Origin of the sequence: Kribbia dieselivorans NBRC 106261 (assembly GCF_001552435.1) — a bacterium.
GTDB lineage: Bacteria > Actinomycetota > Actinomycetes > Actinomycetales > Dermatophilaceae > Kribbia > Kribbia dieselivorans.
Map to the genome: position 1 here is coordinate 1 of NZ_BCRE01000047.1, position 21,700 is coordinate 21,700.

Here is a 21,700-nt window from a genome sequence, read left to right on the forward strand (position 1 = left end):
GCGAGGGGGTTCGAGCCGGAGGGGTGCAAGATGGGGCCCATGAGTCTTGAGGACATGACCGGCGCCGCGTTCGCCGGGCCCGATGTGGTCGTCGAAGAGGGCTGGGGCCAGGGGCGCGCCACGTTCGGCGGCGTCGTCGCCGGTCTCCTGGTGGCCCGCATGCGCGGAGAACTGGCCGACCCGACCACGCCCCTGCGCACGATCTCGGTTGTGTTCGTCGCTCCGGTCGCGCCCGGCCCCGCCCGCATCGAGGTCGACGTGCTGCGCACGGGCAAGTCGGCCACCCTGCTGCGCGGCTCGCTCATCCAGAACGATGTCGTCGCCGCCACGGCCCAGGCGGCGTTCGCGTCGAACCGCACCAGTGCGGTCCGACTCGATGCGGGAGCCCGGACCCCGCACCCCGAAGCACCCGCGGTCGAGTCCGTCATGCGGTTGCCGTACATGCCCGGCGCGACCCCGGACTTCTTCGCCAAGGTGGCGCTGCACCCCACCCAGGGCGGTTTCCCGTATTCCGGGTCGGCCGAGCCCGACTTCTCCGGATGGATGCGCCTGGACGAGACCGTCGCCGAGTTCGAGGTCGAACACCTCGTCGCGCTCATCGACGCCTGGCCTCCGGCGATCACGCCGATGCTCACCGAGCGCGTGCCGGCGAGCACGCTGGCGTGGACGGTCGACCTGCTCGAGACCCCGGCGCCCACGGCCGGCGGCGACCACTGGTTCTACCAGGTGCGCACCGACGGGGCCCACGACGGGTACGGCCACACCCGGGCCCTGGTCTGGGACACCGACGGTCGGTTGGTCGCCACGAGCCAGCAGACGGTCACCGTCTTCGGATGACCGCCTCGCGGCCGAGGACCGCTCGCGCCCTGTCGACGATCTACGCGGTGGCCACGGCCGTCGCGCTGATCCTGACCCTGCTGTCGTCCGGGTTGCACGGCACGACGTGGGCCGAGCGCGCCTTCGGGTTGCTCAACGTGCCGGTCGCGCAGTCGCTGCTCTCCGTGGTCGTGCTCGCGCTGACCTCGCGCGCGCTGATCGCCCGGAAGCGGGTCGGGTTGGTGCTCGTGGCCGCCTTCCAGGTGATCGGCATCGTGCTCGGGCTGGCGGCGCTGTTGCCACGCGGCAGCACCGGGTGGTTCGAGGTGTGGCAGTCGCGCACCGGGTTCGGGCGCGCGCTGGATGTGGCCGCTGTCGTCACGGGTCTGTTCGCGCTGTGGATGCTGTGGCGCGTGCGTGGGGAGTTCCGCGGCCGGCTGCGGATCCGGCGAGCCGGTCCGGCGTTGATGATCCTCGTCGTCGGGTCGTTGGCCACCGTGGCCGTGACGATGGCGCTGATGGAGATCGCCCGGACCGAGGGACCGACCGTCGAGGACGTCGCCCGGGCCGTGCTGGCAGCGCTCGGCGGGGAGACGATGTCCGAGCACCTCGGCATCCCGGGGTGGTTGATCCACGTCACCGCGGCGATGGCCGCTCTGACGATCCTGGCGGCCGCCATCGTGCTGCTCGGACCCACTCGCCCGACCCGCACGTGGACCCAGGACCGCGAGATCGCCATCCGCGCGCTGCTGCAGCGGTACGGCGCGGCCGATTCGCTCGGCTACCTCGCGACCCGGCGTGACAAGAACGCCGTCTTTGCGCCCGACGGTCGTGCGGCCGTGACGTACCGCGTCGTTGCCGGAGTCTCGATCGCCTCGGCCGACCCGATCGGCGAGCCCACCTCGTGGGACGCCGCGGTGCGCGCCTGGCTGACCGACGCGCGTGTCCACGGTTGGGTGCCCGCCGTCATCTCGGCGAGCGAGGCGGGGGCGCAGGCCTACGCCGCGGCGGGGCTGCGGGTGGGGCGCATGGGCGACGAGGCGGTCCTGACGCCCTCCACCTGGGACCTGGGCAAGGCCTCGATGCAACCGGTCGTGCGCGCGATCCGGCACGCACGGCGCTCCGGTCTGGTCGTGTCGTTCGCCCGTCAGGAGGAACTGTCGCCAGACGAGCTGACCGAGGTGACGCGCAGCGCCGACGCGTGGCGCGGGACCGAACCCGACCGCGGGTTCTCGATGGCGCTCAACCGCGCCGGTGACGCCGCCGACGGGCGCATCCTGCACGTGCTCACCCGTGACACCCACGGCACCCTCATGGGGCTGCTCTCGTTCGTGCCGTGGGGCCACAGCGCAGTCTCGCTCGACGTCATGCGCCGCAACCCCGACGCGCCCAACGGGGTCACCGAGTTGATGATCGGCGATCTGATGACCCACGCCCGCACCCTGGGGGTCCAACGCGTCTCGCTGAACTTCTGCATGTTCCGCGACACGTTCGAGGCCGCCGGGCAGGTCGGGGCCGGGTCATTCGTCAATGGCCTCGCGGTCGTGCTCGGGCAACTCGACCGCTTCTGGCAACTGGAGCGGCTCTACGAGTTCAACCGGCGCTTCGACCCCGCGTGGGTCACGCGGTTCTATGCGTACGACGATCCGGCGTCATTGCCGCAGGCAGCGTGGGCCGCCGGGGTGGCCGAGGGGTTTCTGCCGAGCCTGACCGCGCCGGTGAGCAGCGGTGAACTCGACGCGCCCCACGTGGCCCAGGCGCGGGCGCTCGATGACCTGCCGGCGCTCGACTCCGTCGTGACACGCGCGGCGACGCAGCAGGAGCGGGAGCGTCGTCGCCGGTGGCAGGCGATGGGGCAGGCCGGGCTCGACCCGAATCCGGTCGGTGGGGGCGAGCCGGCCGACACGCTCGCCGACCTGGCGCGGGTGTGGGCGGCGGGGCGGAGCGTCGAGGTGGTCGCCCGGGTGCGATGGATCCGCGATCACGGCGGCGTCGTCTTCGTCACGCTGACCGACGCCGGGGTCGAGGTGCAGGCGCTGCTTGAGTCCGGCAGTGGCGCGCAGCCGCTCGACCGGGTCCGCCGGTTCGTCGACTCCGGTGACCTCGTGCGCGTGGCGGGGGTCTTGGGGGAGTCTCGCAACGGGACTCCGAGCATCATCGTCACCGGGTGGCGGATGGAGGCCAAGGCGCTGCGGCCCGTGCCGTTCACCGGGCTCGAATCGGCGCAGGCGCGGCTGCGGGATCGTTCGGCCGACCTGCTGGTGCACCCCGATCAGGCCGCGCTGCTGCGGCAACGGTCGGCCGTGGTGGCGGCGGTGCGACAGGTGCTGCTCGAGGACGGGTATCTCGAGGTCGACACTCCCGTGCTGCAGGCGGTGCACGGTGGGGCGACCGCGCGCCCGTTCCAGACGTGGAGCAACGCGTACGGGTTGGAGTTGTCGCTGCGCATCGCGCCGGAGTTGTACCTCAAGCGTCTGCTCGTCGGGGGGCTCGGGCCTGTGTTCGAGATGGGCCGCAACTTCCGCAACGAGGGGGCCGACGCCACCCACAACCCGGAATTCACCGCGCTGGAGGCCTACCACCCCAACGCGGATTACATGGCCATGGCCGCGGTGACCGAACGACTCGTCAAGGCGGCCGCGCAGGCCGTGCACGGCGCTCCGGTACTGCCGTTGCCGACCGCCGCGCAGGCCCGGGTCGGGCTCGTGGGCGTGGAGTTGCGTGATGTCAGCGCGCCGTGGCCGGTCGTGCGGGTGCTCGACGCCGTCGGCGAGGCGCTCGGCGCTGCGGTGACGATCGACATGGCACCGGCGGAGTTGCGTGGTCTCGCCGCCGCGAGTGGAGTCCGGTTGCACCCGCGCTGGGGGACCGGCGAGATGATCGAGGAGTTGTACTCCGAACTCGTCGAACCGGCGACGACCTATCCGACGTTCTTTGTGGACTTTCCACAAGCGACGTCTCCGTTGACGCGCCCGCATCGGTCGGTTCCGGGGCTGGTCGAGCGTTGGGACCTTGTCGCGGCGGGGATGGAGGTGGCCACGGCGTACAGCGAACTCACCGACCCGGTCGACCAGCGGGCGCGCCTCATGGAGCAATCCCACAAGGCGGCCGCCGGCGACCCGGAGGCGATGGAGGTCGATGAGGACTTCCTGCGCGCGCTCGAACTGGGCATGCCGCCCAGCGGTGGCCTGGGGATGGGCATCGACCGGCTCGTCATGCTGGTGACGAACACGCCGATCCGGTCGGTGCTGGCGTTCCCGTTCGTGCGCCCCACGGGTCAGGAGACCTCGGTCAGCGACCCATTCGAGACGTCGTAGACGAACCCGCGCACGACGTCCTTGTGCGGGACGAAGGGGTTGGCGGCGATGCGGGCCAGGGACTGGCGCACGTCGGCGGCCGGGTCACGGAACGACTCGGGAGCCCACGGCGGGCGGATGCCGGTGTCGGACTCGATCTGCGCCTTGAACTCGTCGTCGGTGAACGTGAGCATGCCGCAGTCGGTGTGGTGGATGAGCATGATCTCGCGGGTGCCGAGCAGGCGCTGGCTGATCGCCAGGGAGCGGATCTCGTCCTCGGTGATGACACCGCCGGCGTTGCGGATGACGTGCGCCTCACCCTCGGACAGGCCGAGCAGGCCGTAGGGGTTCAGGCGCGCATCCATGCAGGCGACGATGGCGACGTGCCGGCCGGGAGGCATGGGCAGGTCGCCCTTGTCGAAGGAGGCGGCGTACGCGCGGGCGCTGTCGAGCAGTTCGTCGATGACGGTCATGTCGGGTGCCTTTCGTCGTGCTGGGGAGGGAGTCTCACGCTACTCCCACCCGCCGAGTGATGGTTTCGGGCCGCCCCACGCGTCGGGAAGCGGCCCGAAACCATCACTCGGCGAGGGTGGGCATCACTCGAGGCGCTGGCGCAGCTCGGCCTTGAGGATCTTGCCCGCCGCGTTGCTCGGCAGCGCCTCGACGACGTGCACCTGCCGCACCTTCTGATAGGGCAACACGCGGGCGGCGACGTGCGCCATGAGGCCGTCAGGGTCGATCGTGGCACCGGGCACCCCCACGACGAAAGCGACCGGCTCCTGCCCGACGGCACCGGCGGGGCGACCGACCACCGCCGCGGCGTCGACGTCCGCGTGCTCCAGCAGCACGGCCTCGAGTTCCCGGGGGTACACGTTGTAGCCCTTGTAGATGAGCATGTCCTTCGAGCGGTCGGAGATGTGAACGAAGCCCTCGTCGTCGACGTACCCGATGTCGCCCGTGTTGACCCAGCCGTCGACGTACTGCTCCGCGGTCTCCGCCGGTCGGTTGAGGTATCCATCCGTCACCTGGGGGCCGCGCACCCAGAGTTCGCCGCGCTCACCCGGCGCCACGGCGATCCCCCCGACGCGTGCCTCCACCTCCGTGTCGCACACCGGCAGCCCGGCGCTACCAGGTTGATTCCGCCCGCCGCGCACGACGACACCCGCACTCACCAGGCACGTGCATTCGGTGAGCCCGCAACTCTCCACCGTCACGGCACGTGGAAACAGTTTCGCCAGCGCGGCGAGCGTGGGTGCGTCGGTCGGGGCCGCGCCCGTCGCCACCACCCGCAGCGATCCGAAGTCGTGGTCGCGCCCGGCGGCCGCCGCGACGAGGCCGTGCCACATCGTGGGGCTGCCCGTGACGTAGGTGGTCTGGTGTCGATCCATGAGGTCGAGCATGAGCGGAGCGTCGAAGCGCCCGAGGAGCACGTGCGTTGCGCCGCACAGGTGCAGCCACGTCATGTTGACGAGCGCATGCGTGTGGAACAGCGGTGAGACCACGACCGTCGAACACGCGCCCGGGGCCACCGGCGGGTCGTCGACACCCGGCAGTGGGGTGAGCGCCACCTGCCCGCCTCGGCCACCGAGCGTGTGCCCTGACCGCCACGCCACCATCTGGGCGACGTTCGCGACGATGTTGCGATGCAACATCCGCACGGCCTTCGGCACTCCTGTGGTGCCGCCGGTGAAGGCCAGGTGGGCAATGTCGCCGTCGGTGGTGGGTACCTGCGGGCGGGTGACGGGTTGACCCTCGATGAGGTCGTCGATCGAGATCACGCCGTCCGGTAGGTCGGCCCTCCCGGGTGCCGCCGTGGTTGCGGGGACCACAGCGAGGGTGCCGATCGAGGTGCCCACGGCCGTCTCCGCCAGCGCGTGGGCGTGCGCCGGGTGGGAGATCGCAGCGGTGGCACCGGTCAGGGCGATCTGATGACGCAGGACGGCCTCGGGCTGGAGCGGGTTGGTCGGCACCACGATCGCGCCGGCCAGGTGGATCCCGAAGTATGTGGGCAGGAACCACATCGAGTTGGGCTGGTGGAGGAGCACGGCATCGCCCGGCTGCACGCCCTGTCCACGCAGCCCGTGGGCGATCCGGCAGGCCAAGGCGTGGAGCTGCGCAAAGGTGAGCGACTGCGCTCCGTCAACCACGGCGAGCCGATCGCCATACCGGGCCGAGGCCCAGGTGTGCAGGTCAGCGACCGTGTGGTCGGGGTATTCGAGGTGGCGCGGGACCCCCGTGGGCCAGTACCCCGTGGTGTGCTCGGGGCCGTGTGCAAGGTCATCGCTGATCATGGTGGGCATCGCTCTCTCCGGAATCGAGGTCAGTGCGTGGCGCCGAGCAGGCGGGTGCGGTCACGGTCGGGGTCGATCAGCGCCATGGCGGCCACGGCGCCGAGCACGGCCAGCACCCCGAACAGCTGGAAGGACCGCCCGTACCCCTCCGCGGCACTGGCGGAGGCGGCGACGATCAGGCCCGTCACGTAGGGCGACACGAGACCTCCGATCGACTGAATCGCCAGGAAGATCCCCAGCGTGCCGGCGAGTTGACGCGGCCCGACGATCTGGGAGAGCCCGGCGTTGATGAGCGGGAAGATACTGGCCCCGAACCCATAGCCGATCGTGATGACGGCGACCGCGATGACCGGGGTCGAGATGTAGGGCAACAAAGCCATGGCGAGGCCACACACCAGCAGCAAGACGCCCGGCACGACGCCCCGGACCAATCGCGCAGACGTGCCGCGCCCGATCAGCCGGTCAGCCACCGGGGTGAGCAGCGCCATCACGACCAGCGCCGCGATGCTGGGGAAACCGAAGATGACCCCGGCCCGCACCCGGCTGTAGCCCAGCCCGAGTTCCAGGTACGACGGCAGCCACGTGAGGATGACCGACACCAGCGCGTACATGGGCATGACGGCCAGGGACGCCGCGACGAACGTCTTCGACGTGAGCACCTTGACCCACGGCACCTGGGGCTGGTCGACCTCGCTGCCGACGCTGGTTGCGGTCGACTTGTCGGACCCGTACGGGCCCACCCGCCAGGTGGGCAGCCACACGAGGGTCCACAGCAGACCCACCGCGGCGAGCAGAACGAAGGCCGACTGCCAGCCGTGACGAACCATCAGCAGCGCCAGCAACGGGGCGATCGCGAACTTGGAGACCGAGGCGCAGGCGGTGATGCAGGCGGAGGGGACGGCTCGCTTGGCCGGCGGGTGCCACGAATAGACGGCGGTGTGGACCAACGCGCTCGAGGGCCCCTCGAGGAAGCCGAGCAGCATCCGCGAGAGCAGGAGCACGGTGAAGGTGCCGGAGATCACGAGCGGGAACATGGCCACCGCCCATCCGATGGCGAGGAGGGCCAGGGACCAGCGCAACGCGAACCAACGGTTGAGCAGCCCGGCCAGGAATCCGCCGATGGTGAAGGCGAGGAAGAAGGCGCTCCCCACCAACCCGATCTGCGAGGCGCTCAAGCCCAGATCCTCGGCCAGCGGTTGCGCGGCCAATCCGAAGACCGCCTTGTCGGCCCAGTTGATGACGTAGAGGCCGACCAGAAGTCCGGTGAAACCCCACGCGGTGACCCGCGAGGAGTCCCGTGGGGCGTGCGGTGTGACGTCGGGCGGCGCGGTGGTGGTGAGAGCCATGTTTGCCTCCTTGCAAACTCGGTGCCTGGCTCGGCGGGCACGGCGCCCGGCGGTGGCAGATCCACTCTGGGGTGGATCGGCGGGGTAGGACAAAGACCCGTCGGCGCACGCGCCGTTAGGCAGAGGGCATGGCCCCCAGCCGCACCAGTGCGAGCTGAGATGCCGAGGCCACGTGCCGACCGTCACCATCGAAGAGCTCGCCGGTCCCGTGTGCACGTCCGTGGGCGACCGTGGCGACACGGCAGTCGTACTGGTGCCACGCGTCGAGGTGCACGTCCGCGTGGAAGGTCAGGGCATGGGTGAGGCTGAGAATGCGCGAGCCGGGCGCATGCCGGATCGCCTTCGCCGTCGTAAACGCCGGCTCGATCAGACACATGTCGCTGACGTAGGCGACGACGGCGGCCCGAAGCACGCGGTCGTCGGGAAGTGGCCCCTTCGTGCGCAGGTGTGCGGTGACGCGGTCCGTCCGGGGACCGAGCTCCGTGTAGGGCGGGGTCACCGCGTGCCGCACCCGCACCGGCCTGGACATGCGCCACCACAACGGCACGCGAATATCCCCCGGGAAGCGATCCTCGAGGTCGAGCAGGTCCTCGGGCGGCGGGCTGGGCCAATGCTGCGCGCTGGACGACGAGGGCAGGTCGTCGCGCACTTCTCCCCACAGGGTCATGGCGGAGAAGAGTTCACGTCCGTCGTCGTCGAGAAGCCGGGCTCGGCGGGTCGAGAGTGAGGTGGCGTCGGAGACGTGAGTCACCTCCCACCGCAGTGGCCGTTCGGGCGGCACGGCCCGCACGAAGTCGGCCTGCAGGCTCAGCGCCTGCTGTCCGACGGGGACCGTCCGTCCGCCGGCCACGATCGCCTGGGCGAGCAGCAGCCCCCCGAACATGCGGTCGGACGGGTGCGGTTGCGGTCGACCCTCCCACCGACTCGTGGGCGCTGCTGGGTCGCCCACACAGGCCAGGTCCAGACAGTCCAGGAGCTCGGGCATGGTCATCTCGGGGGTGTGCGTGCGTAGGTCCACCACGCCCATGGTGCCGCTGTCGGAGCGCCGTGGGCAGTCTTGGATTGATATCCATCCACACAGAGCGACTACGGTGATCGGTATTGGCCATGACCGTGAGCGGTGCGCGAGGCTGGGTTCCTTCCCCAGAATCTGTGACCCGGAGGCCACGTGGACATCCACCACCTGCGCTACTTCTTGGCCGTTGCCGATCACGGCGGGGTGTCCGGGGCCGCGGCGGCGCTCGACGCCGCGATTCCCACCGTCTCGGGCGCGCTGCGGAGTCTCGAGCGTCAACTTGGCCAGCCACTCTTCGAACGTCTCGGCGGTGGGATGGTGCTCACCGCTGCCGGGCATGCGTTGGTCCCGGCAGCGCGGCGAACGCTGCGGGCCGTGGACGCTGCCGCGGTGACCGTGCCCAGCGCCGACGGTTCGCTGCACGGGCGACTCGAGATCCATGTGTTGCCGGCGCTCGCCATGGGTGCCGTGCCTGAACTCGTCGCCCGCTTCCGGCGGCGCCACCCGCACGTCCAAGTGGACCTCGCACGTCTGGCGGACGAGCGGAAGACGCGCTCTCTGCTCATGGACGGCCGAGCCGAACTCGTCGTCGCCCCGTTGCCCTTCGTGGACGGTCACCGCAGGACCCCGACCGACCGCCAACTCGACACCGTCACCGTTGGCACCCAGGAGTTCTGGCTGGCCTACCCGGGGGACACACCCCTGCCGGCGCATGATCCGATCGGGTGGGAGGAGGTTCCCGACGTGCCCCTGGTGGTCGTGCCGGCCGGTGACACCCTCGCCAACGAGGTGACCAGGACCCTGGCCGCGGCGGGGCGGACACCCCCGACCTCGGCCGTGCTGACCAACCGCGAGGCTCGGCTGTCCTTCGTCCTGGGTGGAGTGGGCGGCACGTTCCTCGAGCGTGGGCTGGCCGGTTTGGCGCGGGCTCGGGGCGCGCAGGTCCGGGCACTCACGCCACCGCTGCTGCGTCCCTTCGGCCTGGTCCTCGACCCGGCCAGGCTCTCCCCGGCGGCAGCCGCCTTCGTCGCTCTTGCTCGGGAGGCGGGTCAGTCGGCCTCGGCCAGCGCGAGCCTGGTGAACGCGGAGGCCGCCGGCGAGAGCTGACCGGGTCGGTGAATGACCCCGACCGGGTACGTGGGGTCGGGGTCGAGCCGCCGGTGCGGGACGTGCGTCAACAGCCGCTGTGCGAGCCGCTCGGGGACCAGGGTCGCACCCGCTCCTCGGCCCACGAGATCCCAGACCGCGGCTCGGTGGACACAACGCACGGCGACCTCACCGATGGCCGTGGTCAGGACGGGGTCGGACACGACCGGGGCGAGGTGGTCATCGACCTCGAGCACGAGTGGGAGGGCCCGCACCGCTTCGATGGGAATCGGGTCGGGCAGGTCCGTGGCAATGGCCTCGGGGACCACGAGGACGGTCCGCTCGGTCCACAGTCGGTGTTGCACCAGACGTCCGGTATCGGCGGTCAGCGGGAGCAGACCCACCTCCGCGTGGCCCCTGAGCACGGCGTCGACGACGCCGCCGGCGCCGCCGGGGTCCTCGACCGACAGGGTCACCCCGGGGTGGCGGGAGCGCAGCGCCCCGGCCTGTTCGGGAAGCCTGGTCACCGTCAGGGTCGGATCCGCCGCGATGGTGAGCCGACCGCGCTCCAGCCGTTGTACCTCGTCCACGGCTCGGCGGGCACCCTCCGCCTCGCGGAGCGCGGTACGAGCCGGCCCCAGCAGGGCCTCACCGGCGGCGGTGAGCTGGACTCCTCGAGGGGTTCGCTCGAACAGGTCGGCGCCCACCTCCGCCTCAAGGCCGTGGATGGCCCGGGAGAGGGACGGCTGCGCGATGAACAGTGCCTTGGCCGCCCGGGTGACCCCACCGTGCTCCGCCACGGCGACGAAGTACGACAGGGTTCGCAGGTCCATGAACCCTCACTGGGGGGCGAGGAGCGCGTCGATCTCGGCGTCGTCGTACCCGATCTCGGCGAGGATCTCCCGGCTGTGCTGCCCCAGGGTCGGCGGGGCAGTGCGCAGTTCCGGCCGCTCACCGCGGAACATCACCGGGAAACGAATCTGCTCCAGATCGCCGGCCTGCGGGTGCTCGACCGTCCCGATCATCCCCAGGGCTGCGGTCTGCTCGGAGGCGTAGATCTCGTCCAACGACCGAATCGGTGTGGTCGGCACCGACGCCTCACCCAGCACCCGACACCAGTGCTCGACGGTCTGCGTCGCGAGCGTGGCCTCGAGCTCGGCATTGAGGGCCTTGCGGTTGACGACCCGGTCGGCGTTGCGCGTGAAGCGGGGGTCCTCGAGCAGGTCGGCCCGGTCGATGGTCGTGCACAGACTGCGCCACATGACCTCGTTGCCCACGGCGATGACGAAGTAGCCATCGGAGGCCGGATAGGCCTGGTACGGCACGAGATTGGGGTGTCCGGAGCCCAGTCGACGCGGCCGTTCGCGGGTCGCGAAGTAGCCCGTGCCCCAGTTGATGTGCAACGCGAGCTGCGTCTCGTACAACGAGGTCGTCACGTACTGACCGCGACCGGTACGCCCCCGCTCGACGAGGGCGGCGAGCAGGCCGATGGTGCCGAACAGCGCCGCGCTGAGGTCGGCCATGGCGAACCCGGCCTTGAGCGGCGGGCCGTCCGGCTCACCGGTCAACGACATCAGCCCGGCCGAGGCCTGGGCGACCATGTCGTACCCCGGCTCGAGCCGCATCGGGCCCGACTCTCCGAAGGCGGAGATGTGCAGCACGACCAGCGAGGGGTACTGCTCGGAGAGCTTCTCGAAGCTGTAGTCGCGGTGCAGCGAGCTCCCGGGCCGGAAGTTCTCGACGACGACGTCGGCCTGGGCGATGAGCCGGTGCACGGCCTCCTTGCCCTCGGGCGACTTCAGATCGAGGGTCACCGACCGCTTGTTCCGGTTCGTCGACAGGTAGTACGTCGCATCCGGGCCGTTGAACGGCGGACCCCATTGGCGGGTCGGGTCGCCGCCGTCGGGGTGCTCGACCTTGATGACATCGGCGCCCATGTCGGCCAGCGACATGGTCACGTACGGCCCGGCGAGGATCTTCGAGAGGTCGACGACCCGGATCCCCGCCAGCGGGCCGACAGGCTGGTCGGCCGACGGTGACGGAGCCGTCGTGTGAGGACTCGTCTGCTCAGACACCCGCGCTCACCTCCGCCCGAGTGGCGAAGGCGAAGGCCTCCGCGGCGGTGTCGGCGTCCACCGACCCGCCGTCGGCGACCACCTCGAGGTGGTGCAGGGCCGGAGCGCCGAGGAGGGTGCCGGTGAGGAGTCGCTGCAGGTACGTGTGGGCGACGAGCAGCTTGCGGTGCCCTAGGCCCGCGGCGATCTCGCGCTGCGCCTGCTCGAGCAGCAGGGTGGCCATGACGGTGTGGCTCAGGTCGTCGGTGTGCGCCCCGGCCGCTGCCTCCTGGTCGAAGGCGGACGCCGCGAGGATCTCCTGGCTGCGCTCCAGCAGGTCCTCCCACCGGCGCCGCAGGACGTCGGCCGCGGGTCGCACGGCCGGGTCGGTGAGCGCGTCGAGTCGGGTCACGAACGTGTCGACGAGGGTGACGTGCGCCTGCTTGCGGTTCATGGAGCGCAGCACGTCGAGGGCGATGACGTTGGATGACCCCTCCCAGATCGAACCCAGGTGGGAGTCGCGGACCAGACGGGCATTGACCCAGTCCTCGATGTAGCCGTTGCCGCCCCGGACCTCCATCGCCTCACCGGTCACGGTCCGGGCACGCTTGCAGATCGTGTGCTTGGCCATGGGGGTCAGGATACGGATGAGCGTGCGGGCGGTCTCGTCGCCGGCGTCGGAGGCCTCCAACTGGAGCGCTGCCTCGAAGACCATGCCGAGCGCGGCCTCCGCGTCCACCATGAGCGGCAGCAGCGTGGCTCGCATCAGCGGCTGGTCGAACAGCGGTTTGCCGAACACGACGCGCTCGCGGGTGTGGTCGATCGATTCGCGCACCGCGCGGCGCATGAGCCCGCTCGCGCGCATCGCGTTGGACAGGCGCGAGACGTTGAGCATCTCGGCCATCTGGAGGAACCCGCGGGTCAGGTCGCCGACCGGGCGAGCCCAGGCGCCCTCGAGGGTCACCTCACCGCTGGCCATCGACTTCGTGCCGAGCTTCTCCTTGAGTCGGTTGATCCGGTAGGCGTTGCGGCTGCCGTCGGGGCGGTGCTTGGGCACGAGGAACATGCCCAGGCCGCGGGTGCCCTCGCCCTGCCCGGGAACGCGAGCCAGGGTGAGGATGACGTCGGCCGAGACGTTGGAGCAGAACCACTTGTCACCGGCGAGGGTCCAGTGGTCGCCGTGGTCGGTGGCGATGGTGTCGGTCAGGCCGACGTCGGTGCCGCCCTGCCGCTCGGTCATGAACATCGCTCCGGTGGCCAGGGTGTCCATGTCGGTGCTGCTCAGCGCGGCGATCTCGTCGGGGAAGTTCTCCGGGTCGAACAGGCGCAGCACGCGGGCGGCGGAGTCGGTCATCGAGACCGGGCACATGAGGCCGAACTCCGACTGGACGAACAGGTACGACAGGGCGTACTTGATGATGGCCGGCGTCTTGGTCTCCCAGCCGTGCACGCCTCCGTGGTGGGACATCGCGGCCAGACCGTAGCGACCGTAGGCCAGGTCGCACATGCGCTCGTACGAGGGGTGGTAGTCGATCTCGTCGATGCGCTGACCGTCACGGTCGAATTGGCGGAGCTGCGGTTGGTTGCGGTCGGCGGTCGCGGCCAGGGCGTCGATCTCGTCGGCAGCCACCGCGCCCAGTTCAGCGATGACGGGCTCGATGCGGGCACGGTCGGCTGGTGAGAGGAGGGAGTCGAGCAGGGGACGCAGGGCGGGGTCGCGGTCGGCGAAGTTCATGGTGGGTCCTTTCAGAGGGCGGTGCTGGTGGTGGGCGGAATGACATTGGCCGTGCTGGCGGTGGTGCTGTCGCTGACCTCGGCGGGCTGCCCGTGGCGGGCCCGTCCGGAGGTGCGGGCGATGAGCGCGAGCACGCTGACGATGGAGATGAGCACGTAGGCGAGGCCGAGGATGACGACGCTGACGATCGAGCCGGTCTGGGTGAGGAGGAACTGCGAGACCAGCGGCGCGGTGCCGGCGAAGATCGTCGTGCTGAGCTGGTAGCTGAGCGAGATGCCGGTGTAGCGCACGTCGGGCGGGAACACCTGGGAGAGGATCCCGGCGACGGCGGAGTAGCACATCGCGTGGGGGAAGGTGGCCAGGCCCATTCCGACGATGGCCCAGAACATCGATCCGGTGTTGATGAGCACGAACATCAGCGGCAGGAGGATGAGCTCGGGCAGCAGCATGAGCAGAACGGCCTTGCGCAGGTCGACCTTGGTGGCGAGCACTGCGCCGAAGGGCTGGACGATGACCTGGATGACCAGCGCGATGGAGATCACGGCGAGGAAGTCGGATCGCCCGAAGTCGAGTTCCGTGGTTGCCCAGGACAGCGCGAACGTCGTCTTGACGTACGTGACGGCGACACCGGCCGTGACCGCGCCGCAGCCCAGCAGAACGATCGTGCGGTGGTTCTTGAGGATCTCGGTGATCGGCAGGGCGGCGGTGCGCTTGCTTTCGAGCAACTGGGTCATCTCCGGGGTCTCCTTGAGACGCAACCGGATGAACAGGCCGACGAGGATCAGCAGCGCCGAGGCGAGGAAGGGCAGGCGCCAGCCCCAGGAACCGAACGCGGCGTCGGAGAGCTGGGTGACGGCGAGGAACGAGAGCGTGGCGAGGAGGTTGCCGACCGGCGATCCCTGCTGGGCGAACGCGCCGTAGAGGATCTTCTTGCCGGGCGGGGCGTACTCGGTGGCGATGAGCACCGCTCCGCCCCATTCGCCGCCGACGGCGACGCCCTGGAGCATGCGCAACAGGATGAGCAGGATGGGTGCGGCGGCACCGATCGTGGCGTAGCTGGGAAGGAGTCCGATGCCGATCGTCGAGACACCCATGATGAGCAGGGTCGCGACGAGGGACTTCTTGCGCCCGTACTTGTCGCCGAAGTGGCCGAAGATGATGCCGCCCAACGGCCGGGCCAGGAAACCGACCCAGAAGGTGCCGAAGGCGGCGAGGGTGCCGATGGCGGCGTTGTCGGTGGGGAAGAAGACCTTGCCCAGCACGAGTGCGGCGGCGGAGCCGTAGATGTAGAAGTCGAACCATTCGACGGTCGTGCCGACGAACGCGGTGATGCCGGCCTTGCGCGCCTCCGCCGGGGACGGCGTTGGCGGATCGTCGAGGGGAGCCGGTGAGGTGTTGCTGCTGGACATGATGGGGGAGCTCCTTTGCTCTGGTCGAAGATCCCCGACGTGATCGGACGATCACCGTCGTTCGGGAACATGCACCACCATGGCCGCCGTCATTGATTCCTGTCCAACACTAAATGTCGTGGTCGGAATGACGGATATAGTCTCAATCTGGAGTGGGGAGCACCTCTTCGGCCACCTCGAGGACGCGCTGCAGGGCCGTTGATGCCGCGTTGGCTCGCCAGGCCAAGGCGATGGGCAGGATGATGGCGGGGCCGTGCAGCCGACGAAAGGCGACGTGTTCGAGTTGGATGTGGCGCGCGGAGTCGACCACGAGGGCGACACCGACACCCGCGCCGACGAGGGTGAGCAGGTTGTAGGCATCGGGTGCCTCCTGCGCGACGCGTGGGGCGAAGCCGGCGGTCAGGCAATGGCGCAGCGTCGCCTCGTGGATCGCGGAGCCATGCGCGGCGGGGAACGTCACGAACGGTTCTCCGGCCAGTTCGGCGAGGTCGATGGTTTCGTGGAGCGCCAGGCGATGGCTGCTGGGCAGCGCGACGACCAACTCCTCCCGACTGATGACGCGCATCGAGACGTCCGGGCGTTCGACGTACGAGACGAATCCAAGGTCGAGATCACCAGAGGCGATCTGGCCGAGGGCCTCGCCGGAATAGGTCTGGCTCCGCAGGACCAGGTCGATGCCCGGCAGTTGGGCCGTGATCTCTCGGGTCAGCCGGGGGAGGGCGTCGTAACTGCTCGCGCCGGCGAAGCCGATGGTCACGCGACCGACCTCGCCGGCCACCGCGGCGCGCACCGACCGACGCGCGACCCCGGCCGCGGCGAGGACGTCACGGGCCGGGCCGAGCAGCGCCTCACCGGCCGGAGTGAGCCGGACCGAGCGGGTGCTCCGCTCGAAGAGCACCGCGCCGAGGTCGCGTTCGAGCAACTTGATCTGCTGGCTCAGCGGCGGTTGGGCCATGTGCAGGCGAGCCGCGGCGCGACCGAAGTGCAGTTCCTCGGCGACGGCGATGAACCCCTCGAGATGACGAAGCTCCATGGGGTCAGCGTGGCATGGCTGGTGCGGGATGGGGCGCGGCCCGTTCCACGGGTGTAGTATCTGCGTATGGATGCAGATACGCAATCGATCACCCCGCCACCGGAGCAGGTCGAGTTTGCGGTCGAGGTCTTTCGCATGCTCGCCGACGGCACGCGTATCCGGCTGCTGTGGGCCCTGCGTGATGACGAGCTGCCCGTGAACGAACTCGCGGAGCGAGTAGGGAAGCCCGGTCCGGCGGTGTCGCAGCATCTGGCCAAGCTGCGCATGGCGCGCATGGTGCGTACGCGGCGCCAGGGCAACCAGGTGTTCTACCGCGTCGAGAACGATCACGTCGCCCGGCTCGTGGCCGACGCGATCCAGAACGCCGAGCATGCCGCCGATGAGGTGCCCGCGCACCACCGCCAGCAGGGGGAGCGATGAGCACCGACCAGCACGACGTCCACCACCACCACGATCACGAGCCTGACCACGGCGATCCCCATGACCACGGAGACGCGCACGATCACCCGCACGAGCACGCCTCCGGTCTGTGGGGTCGATTGACCCACGCGCTGCGCCCGCACTCCCACGACGCCGCCGACTCGATCGACGACGCCCTCACCTCGAGCGAGCGCGGCATTCGAGCTGTCAAGATCTCGCTCGTCATGCTGGGCATCACCGCACTGGTGCAGCTCGTCATCGTGTACTTCTCCGGGTCGGTCTCGCTGCTGGCGGACACGATCCACAACTTCTCCGACGCGTTGACCGCGATCCCGCTGTGGATCGCCTTCGTCCTCGGCCGGCGCGCCGCGACGAAGCGCTACACCTACGGATTCGGCCGGGCCGAGGACCTGGCGGGGCTGTTCGTCATCGCGATGATCGCCCTCTCCGCGGTGTTGGCCGGGTGGCAGGCGATCGACCGGTTGCTCCACCCGGCGCCCATGGACCACGTCGGTTGGGTGGCGCTCGCCGGCCTGTTCGGATTCCTCGGCAACGAGGCGGTGGCGTTGTTCCGGATCCGTGAGGGCAAGGCGATCGGGTCGGCGGCGCTCGTGGCCGATGGCTACCACGCGCGCACCGACGGGTTCACCTCACTCGCGGTGTTGGTCAGCGCGGGCGGAGTCGCGATCGGCTGGGATTGGGCGGACCCGGCGATTGGTCTGGTCATCACCGCAGCGATTCTCATGGTGCTGCGGACGGCGGCGCGCGAGGTGTTCCGGCGACTGATGGACGGCGTTGAGCCGAGTCTGCTGGAGACGGCCGAGACCACGCTGGCGGCGGTGCCGGGAGTCAGCGAGGTGCGCCGCGTGCGGATGCGCTGGATCGGTCACGAGCTGCACGCCGATGCCGAGCTCGACGTCGATCCGGCGATGCCGTTGCAGGAGGCGCATGAGTTGGCGCACCGCGCGGAGGATGACCTGCGCGGGGCCGTGCCCAACCTCGTCGCCGCGACCGTGCACGCCTATCCGATCCACGAGCCCGGGAGCCACGGCTCCTAGTCGGCAGTTCAGGATGGTTTCATGACGCTGCGCGACCGGACATGGGGGAAGGGCGCGCCACCGGTCGTCCAGCGTGCCCTGACCCTGCTGCGGCAAGTCGGTCGGGTGGCGTTGCAGATCCTTCTCGCCGTGGCGGTGATCGCGCTGATCGGCGTCGGCGTCGATATGTGGCTGTCCCGCGCGGACGGCCCGGGCGAGGGCAAGACCCCACTTCCAGCCGAAGCCCTCTGGGTTCCCTGGGCGGCGGCCGTGGGCGCGGCCGTGTTCCTGTGGTGGAAGCGACGTCAGTGGCGACGCGAGCGTGACGACCGCGACTCGAACCCCACCGCCAGGCCCACGGCAACGGCCTCGGGTCGGGTGACCTTCTTCATCATCACAGGACTGCTGTTCGCGTGGTTCGCCGGCAACGGGGTCGTCTTCTGGGTGCAGCGCGACGCTCCAGTGGTCTGGGGAACCTTCACCCAGACGTCGTCCATGTGCGGCACGGTCGGCCGCGCTGCCCTGCCTCGACGATGCGGGCCCGGCCCCACCGGGCGATGGGTCAGCGATGACCGGAGCGTCGTGCGCAACGGCATCCGACTCGGTGGCCTCGTCGAACCGTGGAGCGCGGTGGGTGAGGGTTCGACGGTGCGCGCCGGGTGGCGGCCTCAGCCGCTGTCGCTGCCGGCCTCCGAGGACTCGGTGGCGACCAGTCTGTGGATTCACACCAGGGTGTGGCAGGCGTGGGCGGCGGCCGGGGCGGTCGTCGCGCTCGCCTGCGTTGGCACATGGCGGGCCATGAAGGGCTCACGCGCGGGCTATCGAGGGAGACACGGCCCCGCCTCCGATGTGTGAGTTCGGTCGAGCGTCACAGGAAGCGGGCCAAGGTGGCACGTAATAACCTGTGACGCTGCCGCCTTAGGTGTGACGCTGCCGTTCTCGCGGGGCGCAGGAGGCCCGGATCGGCCTACTTCGGCGGCAACGACGACGCGTACGTCACGCCGACGCCGACCCAGCGGGCCAACTCGTCGTCGCCGGCGACGGCCGCGGGCGCGATGTCCAGCCAGCCGTCCATCGCTCGACCGCGCATGACCATCTTCTCGACGCCCGGTGCCTCTACCAAGGCATCACTCCGAGCGGGATCGACGCGCAGCATCATCCCGCCGTTCGACCCGGCCGCCACCGCCATGTTGCCGCCGACCATGAACCCGAGCCCGCCGAACATCCTCTTCTCGGTGTACTCCACCTCGGAAAGCGCGGTCCGAATCCGATTGGCCAGTTCCTCGTCGTACGCCACGAACTCAGTATGCCGACGTCACTGCCAGAATCGACGTCCATGGACATCCTGCGCTCCGTGCCGCTCTTCATCCTCGCCGCCATCGCGGAGATCGGTGGGGCCTGGCTGGTCTGGCAGGGCGTGCGCGAACACCGCGGCTGGCTGTGGATCGGCGCCGGCGTGATCGCCCTGGGCCTGTACGGCTTCGTCGCCACCCTCCAGCCGGACGCCAACTTCGGGCGGATCCTCGCGGCCTACGGCGGCGTCTTCGTCGCCGGATCGCTGCTGTGGGGCATGGTCGTCGACGGCTTCCGCCCGGACCGGTGGGACGTCACCGGCGCGCTCATCTGCCTCGTCGGGGTGGCCCTGATCATGTACGCCCCGCGCAGCGCGTGATGCGACTCAACGACCTCGGCCAGCCCATCGGCGATCCGGTCGCGTGGTTGGGCGCGCGGACCCCCGAGGGCGAGACCCTCGAGGGCCGCTTCGTGCGCCTCGAGCCGCTGGCCGCCGAGCATGCCTCGGCGCTGCTCGACCTCGCTCGCCACCGCGAGTTGTGGACCTACCTCGGCGACGACGCTCCGACCACGTTCGACGAGGCGCTCGCCAAGACCGGCCCGCGCGACGGCTGGATCACGTACGCGATCATCGATCGGACCACCGGGCGGTTCCTCGGCCGTGCCGGGTACCTGCGCATCCAGCCCCAGGTCGGGTCGATCGAGGTCGGCGGCATCGTCTACGACCCGGCTCTGCAGCGGACCCGCGCCTCCACCGAGGTGCAGTACCTCCTGGCCAGGCACGTCTTCGAGGACCTCGGCTACCGCCGCTACGAGTGGCGCTGCGACGCCCTCAACGCGCCGTCGCGCCGCGCGGCCGAGCGGCTGGGCTTCGTCGACGAGGGCACGTTCCGCAACGGGCTGGTGAACAAGGGGCACAGCCGTGACACGGTCTGGTTCTCCATCACCGACCTCGAGTGGCCGCGGATCGCGGCCGCGTTCAGGGCGTGGCTCGACGACGCCAACGTCGACGCGCGCGGTCGTCAACGACACAGACTGGCGGAGCTTCGTGCGGCCGGGTCTCGCATGGATGCCGAGGTGGGGCAGCACACCACACCCGCGCCCACGGCGCTCCGTCAAGCGACGCGGGTCATCGAGACGAACGCCCTCGGCCAACCCGTCGGCCCCAGCGTGGACTGGCACGGTGCCCGCGCCCCGACCGGCGACCCGCTCCAGGGGCGATTCGTGCGCCTGGAGCCACTGCGCTCCGCCCATGCCCCGGCGCTGCTCGAGTTGGGTCGCGAGCGGGCGGTGTGGACCTACCTCGGTGACGAACCACCCGCCGATCTTGCCGCCGCGACCGCCCTGACGCAGCCCGCGCCCGGCACCGTTGCCTACGCGATCCTCGATGTCGCGAGCGGGGAGTTTCTCGGCCGGGTGAGCTACCTGCGCATCCAGCCCGAACTCGGCTCCCTCGAGGTGGGCTATGTGCTCTATTCGCCCCGGCTGCAGCGCACCTGTGCGGCGACCGAGGTGCAGTATCTGCTGGCCCGGCACGCGTTCGACCTCGGCTACCGCCGGTACGAGTGGAAGTGCGACAGTCTCAACGCCCCGTCACGTCGGGCGGCGCTGCGCCTCGGGTTCGTCGAGGAGTGCACGATGCGGCAGGCGCTCGTCACCAAGGGGCGTAACCGGGACACGACCTGGTTCTCGATCACCGATGCCGAGTGGCCACGGGTCGCGGGTGCCCTGGAGGAATGGCTCGACGATGCCAACATCGACGCCACCGGCAGGCAGGTCCGCTCGCTGGTCCAGGTACGCGCCGAGCTGCGTTGAACCCGGTCAGGTCCGAACGGCGCGGATGATCGCCGACGAGGCCGACGCGTGCACCCGGTGCGTGGGGCGGGCCTCGAGGTCGGCCGGCAACTGCTTGAGGTAGCCCTTGCGGAACTCGACGTTCTCGACGCACGCCGTCGCCCACTTATCGATGAGTGTCAATGTACGGAGGCGGAAGCTCAAGCGCCCGAGAGTTGCCCGGAAAGTCGGGCTGTCCGCCCTGTTGCCCGGGACGCCGGGCGCAGCACTGTCGTGGTTGTCGGGAAACACCCCTTCAGGACGGGCCGGAGACACCGGTCCCCGAACCCAAGGACACCACCATGACCAACACACTCGACCACACGCAGTCCGGCTACTCTCGGATCGCCGACGATGCTCCGCGCCAGCCGCGTGGACGGGCCTGGGCCCTGACCGGGGCGGTCGCCGGGGTCGCTGGTGCCATCGGCATCATCGCCTCGATGAGCATCGACGCGGTGTATTCCCCGAGTTCTCAGGGCGACCCCGCCGCGATCGTGACGCGACTGGGCGAGCTCACGACGAACATGCTCGTCTTCCACACGGCCATGATGGTTGCGACCGTGCTGCTGATTGTGTTCGCGGCCGGGTTGCGACACCGGCTGTCCACGTCCTCAGCCCCGGGCAGCCTCTTGCCCGACGTCGCGGCCGGCGGTCTCATGCTGACCGCCGTGGCCGGACTCATGGGCACCGGCCTGAACACCGAGTTCATCTTTGCGGTCGCCGACCCGGGCACCGCGCTCGTTCCCGAGGCCGCGGTGATGTACGGCCACTGGGTCGGCACCATCCCGTGGCTCTGGGTCGGTTCCGGGATCACCGGCGTGGCCCTGGCCTTCGCCGGGCTGCGGCAGGGCGCCGTTCCCCTGTGGCTCGGGTGGGTCGGAGCCGTGCTCGGTGGGCTGACCCTGCTGTTCGGCCTCTCCCCGCTGCAGTACATGGCCGGGTTCACCGGTCCGGTGCTGGTGGCCGTCGTCGGGCTGGGATTCCTGTTCGGTGACCGCGTCGTCCGTGCCTGAGCGACCTTCCTGCGCGAGGTGCC

20 protein-coding genes are annotated in these 21,700 nt (G+C 70.1%); 9 read left to right on the plus strand and 11 right to left on the minus strand.

Annotated features, from left to right (window positions below):
* The first annotated feature begins 39 nt into the window (after positions 1-39).
* Positions 40-837, plus strand: a complete 798-nt coding sequence (locus KD1_RS04590) for a thioesterase family protein (protein WP_169795336.1) — start codon at positions 40-42, stop codon at positions 835-837.
* The gene (lysX, locus tag KD1_RS04595; protein WP_068398207.1) at positions 834-4,133 is read left to right on the plus strand and encodes a bifunctional lysylphosphatidylglycerol synthetase/lysine--tRNA ligase LysX; all 3,300 of its coding nucleotides are present in this window, start codon (positions 834-836) and stop codon (positions 4,131-4,133) included. The genes KD1_RS04590 and lysX overlap by 4 nt, the downstream gene beginning before the upstream one ends.
* On the opposite strand, the gene KD1_RS04600 is transcribed toward lysX, so the two are convergent.
* The 4 genes from KD1_RS04600 to KD1_RS04615 form a co-directional block, all read right to left on the minus strand.
* Positions 4,094-4,585, minus strand: a complete 492-nt coding sequence (locus KD1_RS04600; RefSeq protein WP_068398210.1) for a beta-class carbonic anhydrase — start codon at positions 4,583-4,585, stop codon at positions 4,094-4,096. The two genes, lysX and KD1_RS04600, sit on opposite strands and share 40 nt — an antisense overlap.
* A gap of 123 nt (positions 4,586-4,708) precedes the next feature.
* Complete coding sequence (locus KD1_RS04605; protein WP_217995797.1) at positions 4,709-6,412, minus strand: class I adenylate-forming enzyme family protein; 1,704 nt, start codon at positions 6,410-6,412, stop codon at positions 4,709-4,711.
* Between the two features lie 20 nt (positions 6,413-6,432).
* Positions 6,433-7,749 carry an MFS transporter gene (locus KD1_RS04610; protein WP_068398213.1) on the minus strand — a complete coding sequence of 439 codons (1,317 nt, stop codon included), beginning with the start codon at positions 7,747-7,749 and terminating at the stop codon, positions 6,433-6,435.
* Between the two features lie 115 nt (positions 7,750-7,864).
* Positions 7,865-8,767: an acyl-CoA thioesterase gene (locus KD1_RS04615; RefSeq protein ID WP_169795337.1), complete on the minus strand. Its 903-nt coding sequence runs from the start codon at positions 8,765-8,767 to the stop codon at positions 7,865-7,867.
* Between the two features lie 150 nt (positions 8,768-8,917).
* Between KD1_RS04615 and KD1_RS04620 the strand changes: the two genes are divergently transcribed.
* A complete protein-coding gene (locus tag KD1_RS04620; protein WP_068398219.1) occupies positions 8,918-9,871 on the plus strand; it encodes a LysR family transcriptional regulator in 954 nt (317 codons plus the stop codon).
* Here KD1_RS04620 and KD1_RS04625 read toward each other — a convergent pair.
* The 5 genes from KD1_RS04625 to KD1_RS04645 all read right to left on the minus strand — a co-directional run bounded on the left by KD1_RS04625 (position 9,814) and on the right by KD1_RS04645 (position 16,081).
* Positions 9,814-10,683, minus strand: coding sequence for a LysR family transcriptional regulator (locus tag KD1_RS04625; RefSeq protein WP_068398222.1), 870 nt, complete (start codon positions 10,681-10,683; stop codon positions 9,814-9,816). The genes KD1_RS04620 and KD1_RS04625 overlap by 58 nt on opposite strands.
* Before the next feature lie 6 nt (positions 10,684-10,689).
* On the minus strand, positions 10,690-11,925 hold the full coding sequence (locus KD1_RS04630) for a CaiB/BaiF CoA transferase family protein (protein WP_083542089.1): 1,236 nt from the start codon (positions 11,923-11,925) through the stop codon (positions 10,690-10,692).
* Positions 11,918-13,639: an acyl-CoA dehydrogenase family protein gene (locus KD1_RS04635; RefSeq protein ID WP_068398225.1), complete on the minus strand. Its 1,722-nt coding sequence runs from the start codon at positions 13,637-13,639 to the stop codon at positions 11,918-11,920. The genes KD1_RS04630 and KD1_RS04635 overlap by 8 nt, the downstream gene beginning before the upstream one ends.
* A gap of 11 nt (positions 13,640-13,650) precedes the next feature.
* The gene (locus tag KD1_RS04640; protein WP_068398227.1) at positions 13,651-15,048 is read right to left on the minus strand and encodes an MFS transporter; all 1,398 of its coding nucleotides are present in this window, start codon (positions 15,046-15,048) and stop codon (positions 13,651-13,653) included.
* A gap of 142 nt (positions 15,049-15,190) precedes the next feature.
* Entirely contained in the window at positions 15,191-16,081 is an 891-nt protein-coding gene (locus KD1_RS04645; protein ID WP_068398230.1) for a LysR family transcriptional regulator, read from the minus strand.
* A gap of 66 nt (positions 16,082-16,147) precedes the next feature.
* Between KD1_RS04645 and KD1_RS04650 the strand changes: the two genes are divergently transcribed.
* The 3 genes from KD1_RS04650 to KD1_RS04660 are packed head-to-tail and all read left to right on the plus strand — an operon-like array spanning position 16,148 to position 18,393.
* Positions 16,148-16,501, plus strand: coding sequence for an ArsR/SmtB family transcription factor (locus tag KD1_RS04650; RefSeq protein ID WP_068398234.1), 354 nt, complete (start codon positions 16,148-16,150; stop codon positions 16,499-16,501).
* Positions 16,498-17,559, plus strand: coding sequence for a cation diffusion facilitator family transporter (locus tag KD1_RS04655; protein ID WP_068398237.1), 1,062 nt, complete (start codon positions 16,498-16,500; stop codon positions 17,557-17,559). The genes KD1_RS04650 and KD1_RS04655 overlap by 4 nt, the downstream gene beginning before the upstream one ends.
* Positions 17,560-17,580: 21 nt before the next feature.
* Positions 17,581-18,393: a hypothetical protein gene (locus KD1_RS04660; RefSeq protein ID WP_068398240.1), complete on the plus strand. Its 813-nt coding sequence runs from the start codon at positions 17,581-17,583 to the stop codon at positions 18,391-18,393.
* A gap of 112 nt (positions 18,394-18,505) precedes the next feature.
* On the opposite strand, the gene KD1_RS04665 is transcribed toward KD1_RS04660, so the two are convergent.
* Complete coding sequence (locus KD1_RS04665) at positions 18,506-18,835, minus strand: TfoX/Sxy family protein (RefSeq protein ID WP_068398243.1); 330 nt, start codon at positions 18,833-18,835, stop codon at positions 18,506-18,508.
* Between the two features lie 39 nt (positions 18,836-18,874).
* On the opposite strand from KD1_RS04665, the gene KD1_RS04670 reads away from it, so the two are divergent.
* Both KD1_RS04670 and KD1_RS17310 read left to right on the plus strand, forming a co-directional pair.
* Entirely contained in the window at positions 18,875-19,210 is a 336-nt protein-coding gene (locus KD1_RS04670; RefSeq protein WP_068398247.1) for a YnfA family protein, read from the plus strand.
* Positions 19,210-20,646: a GNAT family N-acetyltransferase gene (locus tag KD1_RS17310; RefSeq protein WP_245627280.1), complete on the plus strand. Its 1,437-nt coding sequence runs from the start codon at positions 19,210-19,212 to the stop codon at positions 20,644-20,646. The genes KD1_RS04670 and KD1_RS17310 overlap by 1 nt, the downstream gene beginning before the upstream one ends.
* 6 nt (positions 20,647-20,652) lie before the next feature.
* Here the strand turns inward: KD1_RS17310 and KD1_RS16495 are convergent, their stop codons facing one another.
* Positions 20,653-20,808: a hypothetical protein gene (locus tag KD1_RS16495; protein ID WP_157073173.1), complete on the minus strand. Its 156-nt coding sequence runs from the start codon at positions 20,806-20,808 to the stop codon at positions 20,653-20,655.
* Between the two features lie 158 nt (positions 20,809-20,966).
* On the opposite strand from KD1_RS16495, the gene KD1_RS04685 reads away from it, so the two are divergent.
* On the plus strand, positions 20,967-21,677 hold the full coding sequence (locus tag KD1_RS04685; protein ID WP_068398250.1) for a hypothetical protein: 711 nt from the start codon (positions 20,967-20,969) through the stop codon (positions 21,675-21,677).
* Positions 21,678-21,700: the final 23 nt, after the last annotated feature.

Coding starts and splice junctions, on each gene's coding strand:
- KD1_RS04590 (WP_169795336.1), top strand. CDS start 40: ATGAGTCTTGAGGACATGACCGGCGCCGCGTTCGCCGGGCCCGATGTG.
- lysX (WP_068398207.1), top strand. CDS start 834: ATGACCGCCTCGCGGCCGAGGACCGCTCGCGCCCTGTCGACGATCTAC.
- KD1_RS04600 (WP_068398210.1), bottom strand. CDS start 4,585: ATGACCGTCATCGACGAACTGCTCGACAGCGCCCGCGCGTACGCCGCC.
- KD1_RS04605 (WP_217995797.1), bottom strand. CDS start 6,412: ATGCCCACCATGATCAGCGATGACCTTGCACACGGCCCCGAGCACACC.
- KD1_RS04610 (WP_068398213.1), bottom strand. CDS start 7,749: ATGGCTCTCACCACCACCGCGCCGCCCGACGTCACACCGCACGCCCCA.
- KD1_RS04625 (WP_068398222.1), bottom strand. CDS start 10,683: ATGGACCTGCGAACCCTGTCGTACTTCGTCGCCGTGGCGGAGCACGGT.
- KD1_RS04635 (WP_068398225.1), bottom strand. CDS start 13,639: ATGAACTTCGCCGACCGCGACCCCGCCCTGCGTCCCCTGCTCGACTCC.
- KD1_RS04640 (WP_068398227.1), bottom strand. CDS start 15,048: ATGTCCAGCAGCAACACCTCACCGGCTCCCCTCGACGATCCGCCAACG.
- KD1_RS04645 (WP_068398230.1), bottom strand. CDS start 16,081: ATGGAGCTTCGTCATCTCGAGGGGTTCATCGCCGTCGCCGAGGAACTG.
- KD1_RS04650 (WP_068398234.1), top strand. CDS start 16,148: ATGGATGCAGATACGCAATCGATCACCCCGCCACCGGAGCAGGTCGAG.
- KD1_RS04655 (WP_068398237.1), top strand. CDS start 16,498: ATGAGCACCGACCAGCACGACGTCCACCACCACCACGATCACGAGCCT.
- KD1_RS04660 (WP_068398240.1), top strand. CDS start 17,581: ATGACGCTGCGCGACCGGACATGGGGGAAGGGCGCGCCACCGGTCGTC.
- KD1_RS04670 (WP_068398247.1), top strand. CDS start 18,875: ATGGACATCCTGCGCTCCGTGCCGCTCTTCATCCTCGCCGCCATCGCG.
- KD1_RS17310 (WP_245627280.1), top strand. CDS start 19,210: ATGCGACTCAACGACCTCGGCCAGCCCATCGGCGATCCGGTCGCGTGG.
- KD1_RS04685 (WP_068398250.1), top strand. CDS start 20,967: ATGACCAACACACTCGACCACACGCAGTCCGGCTACTCTCGGATCGCC.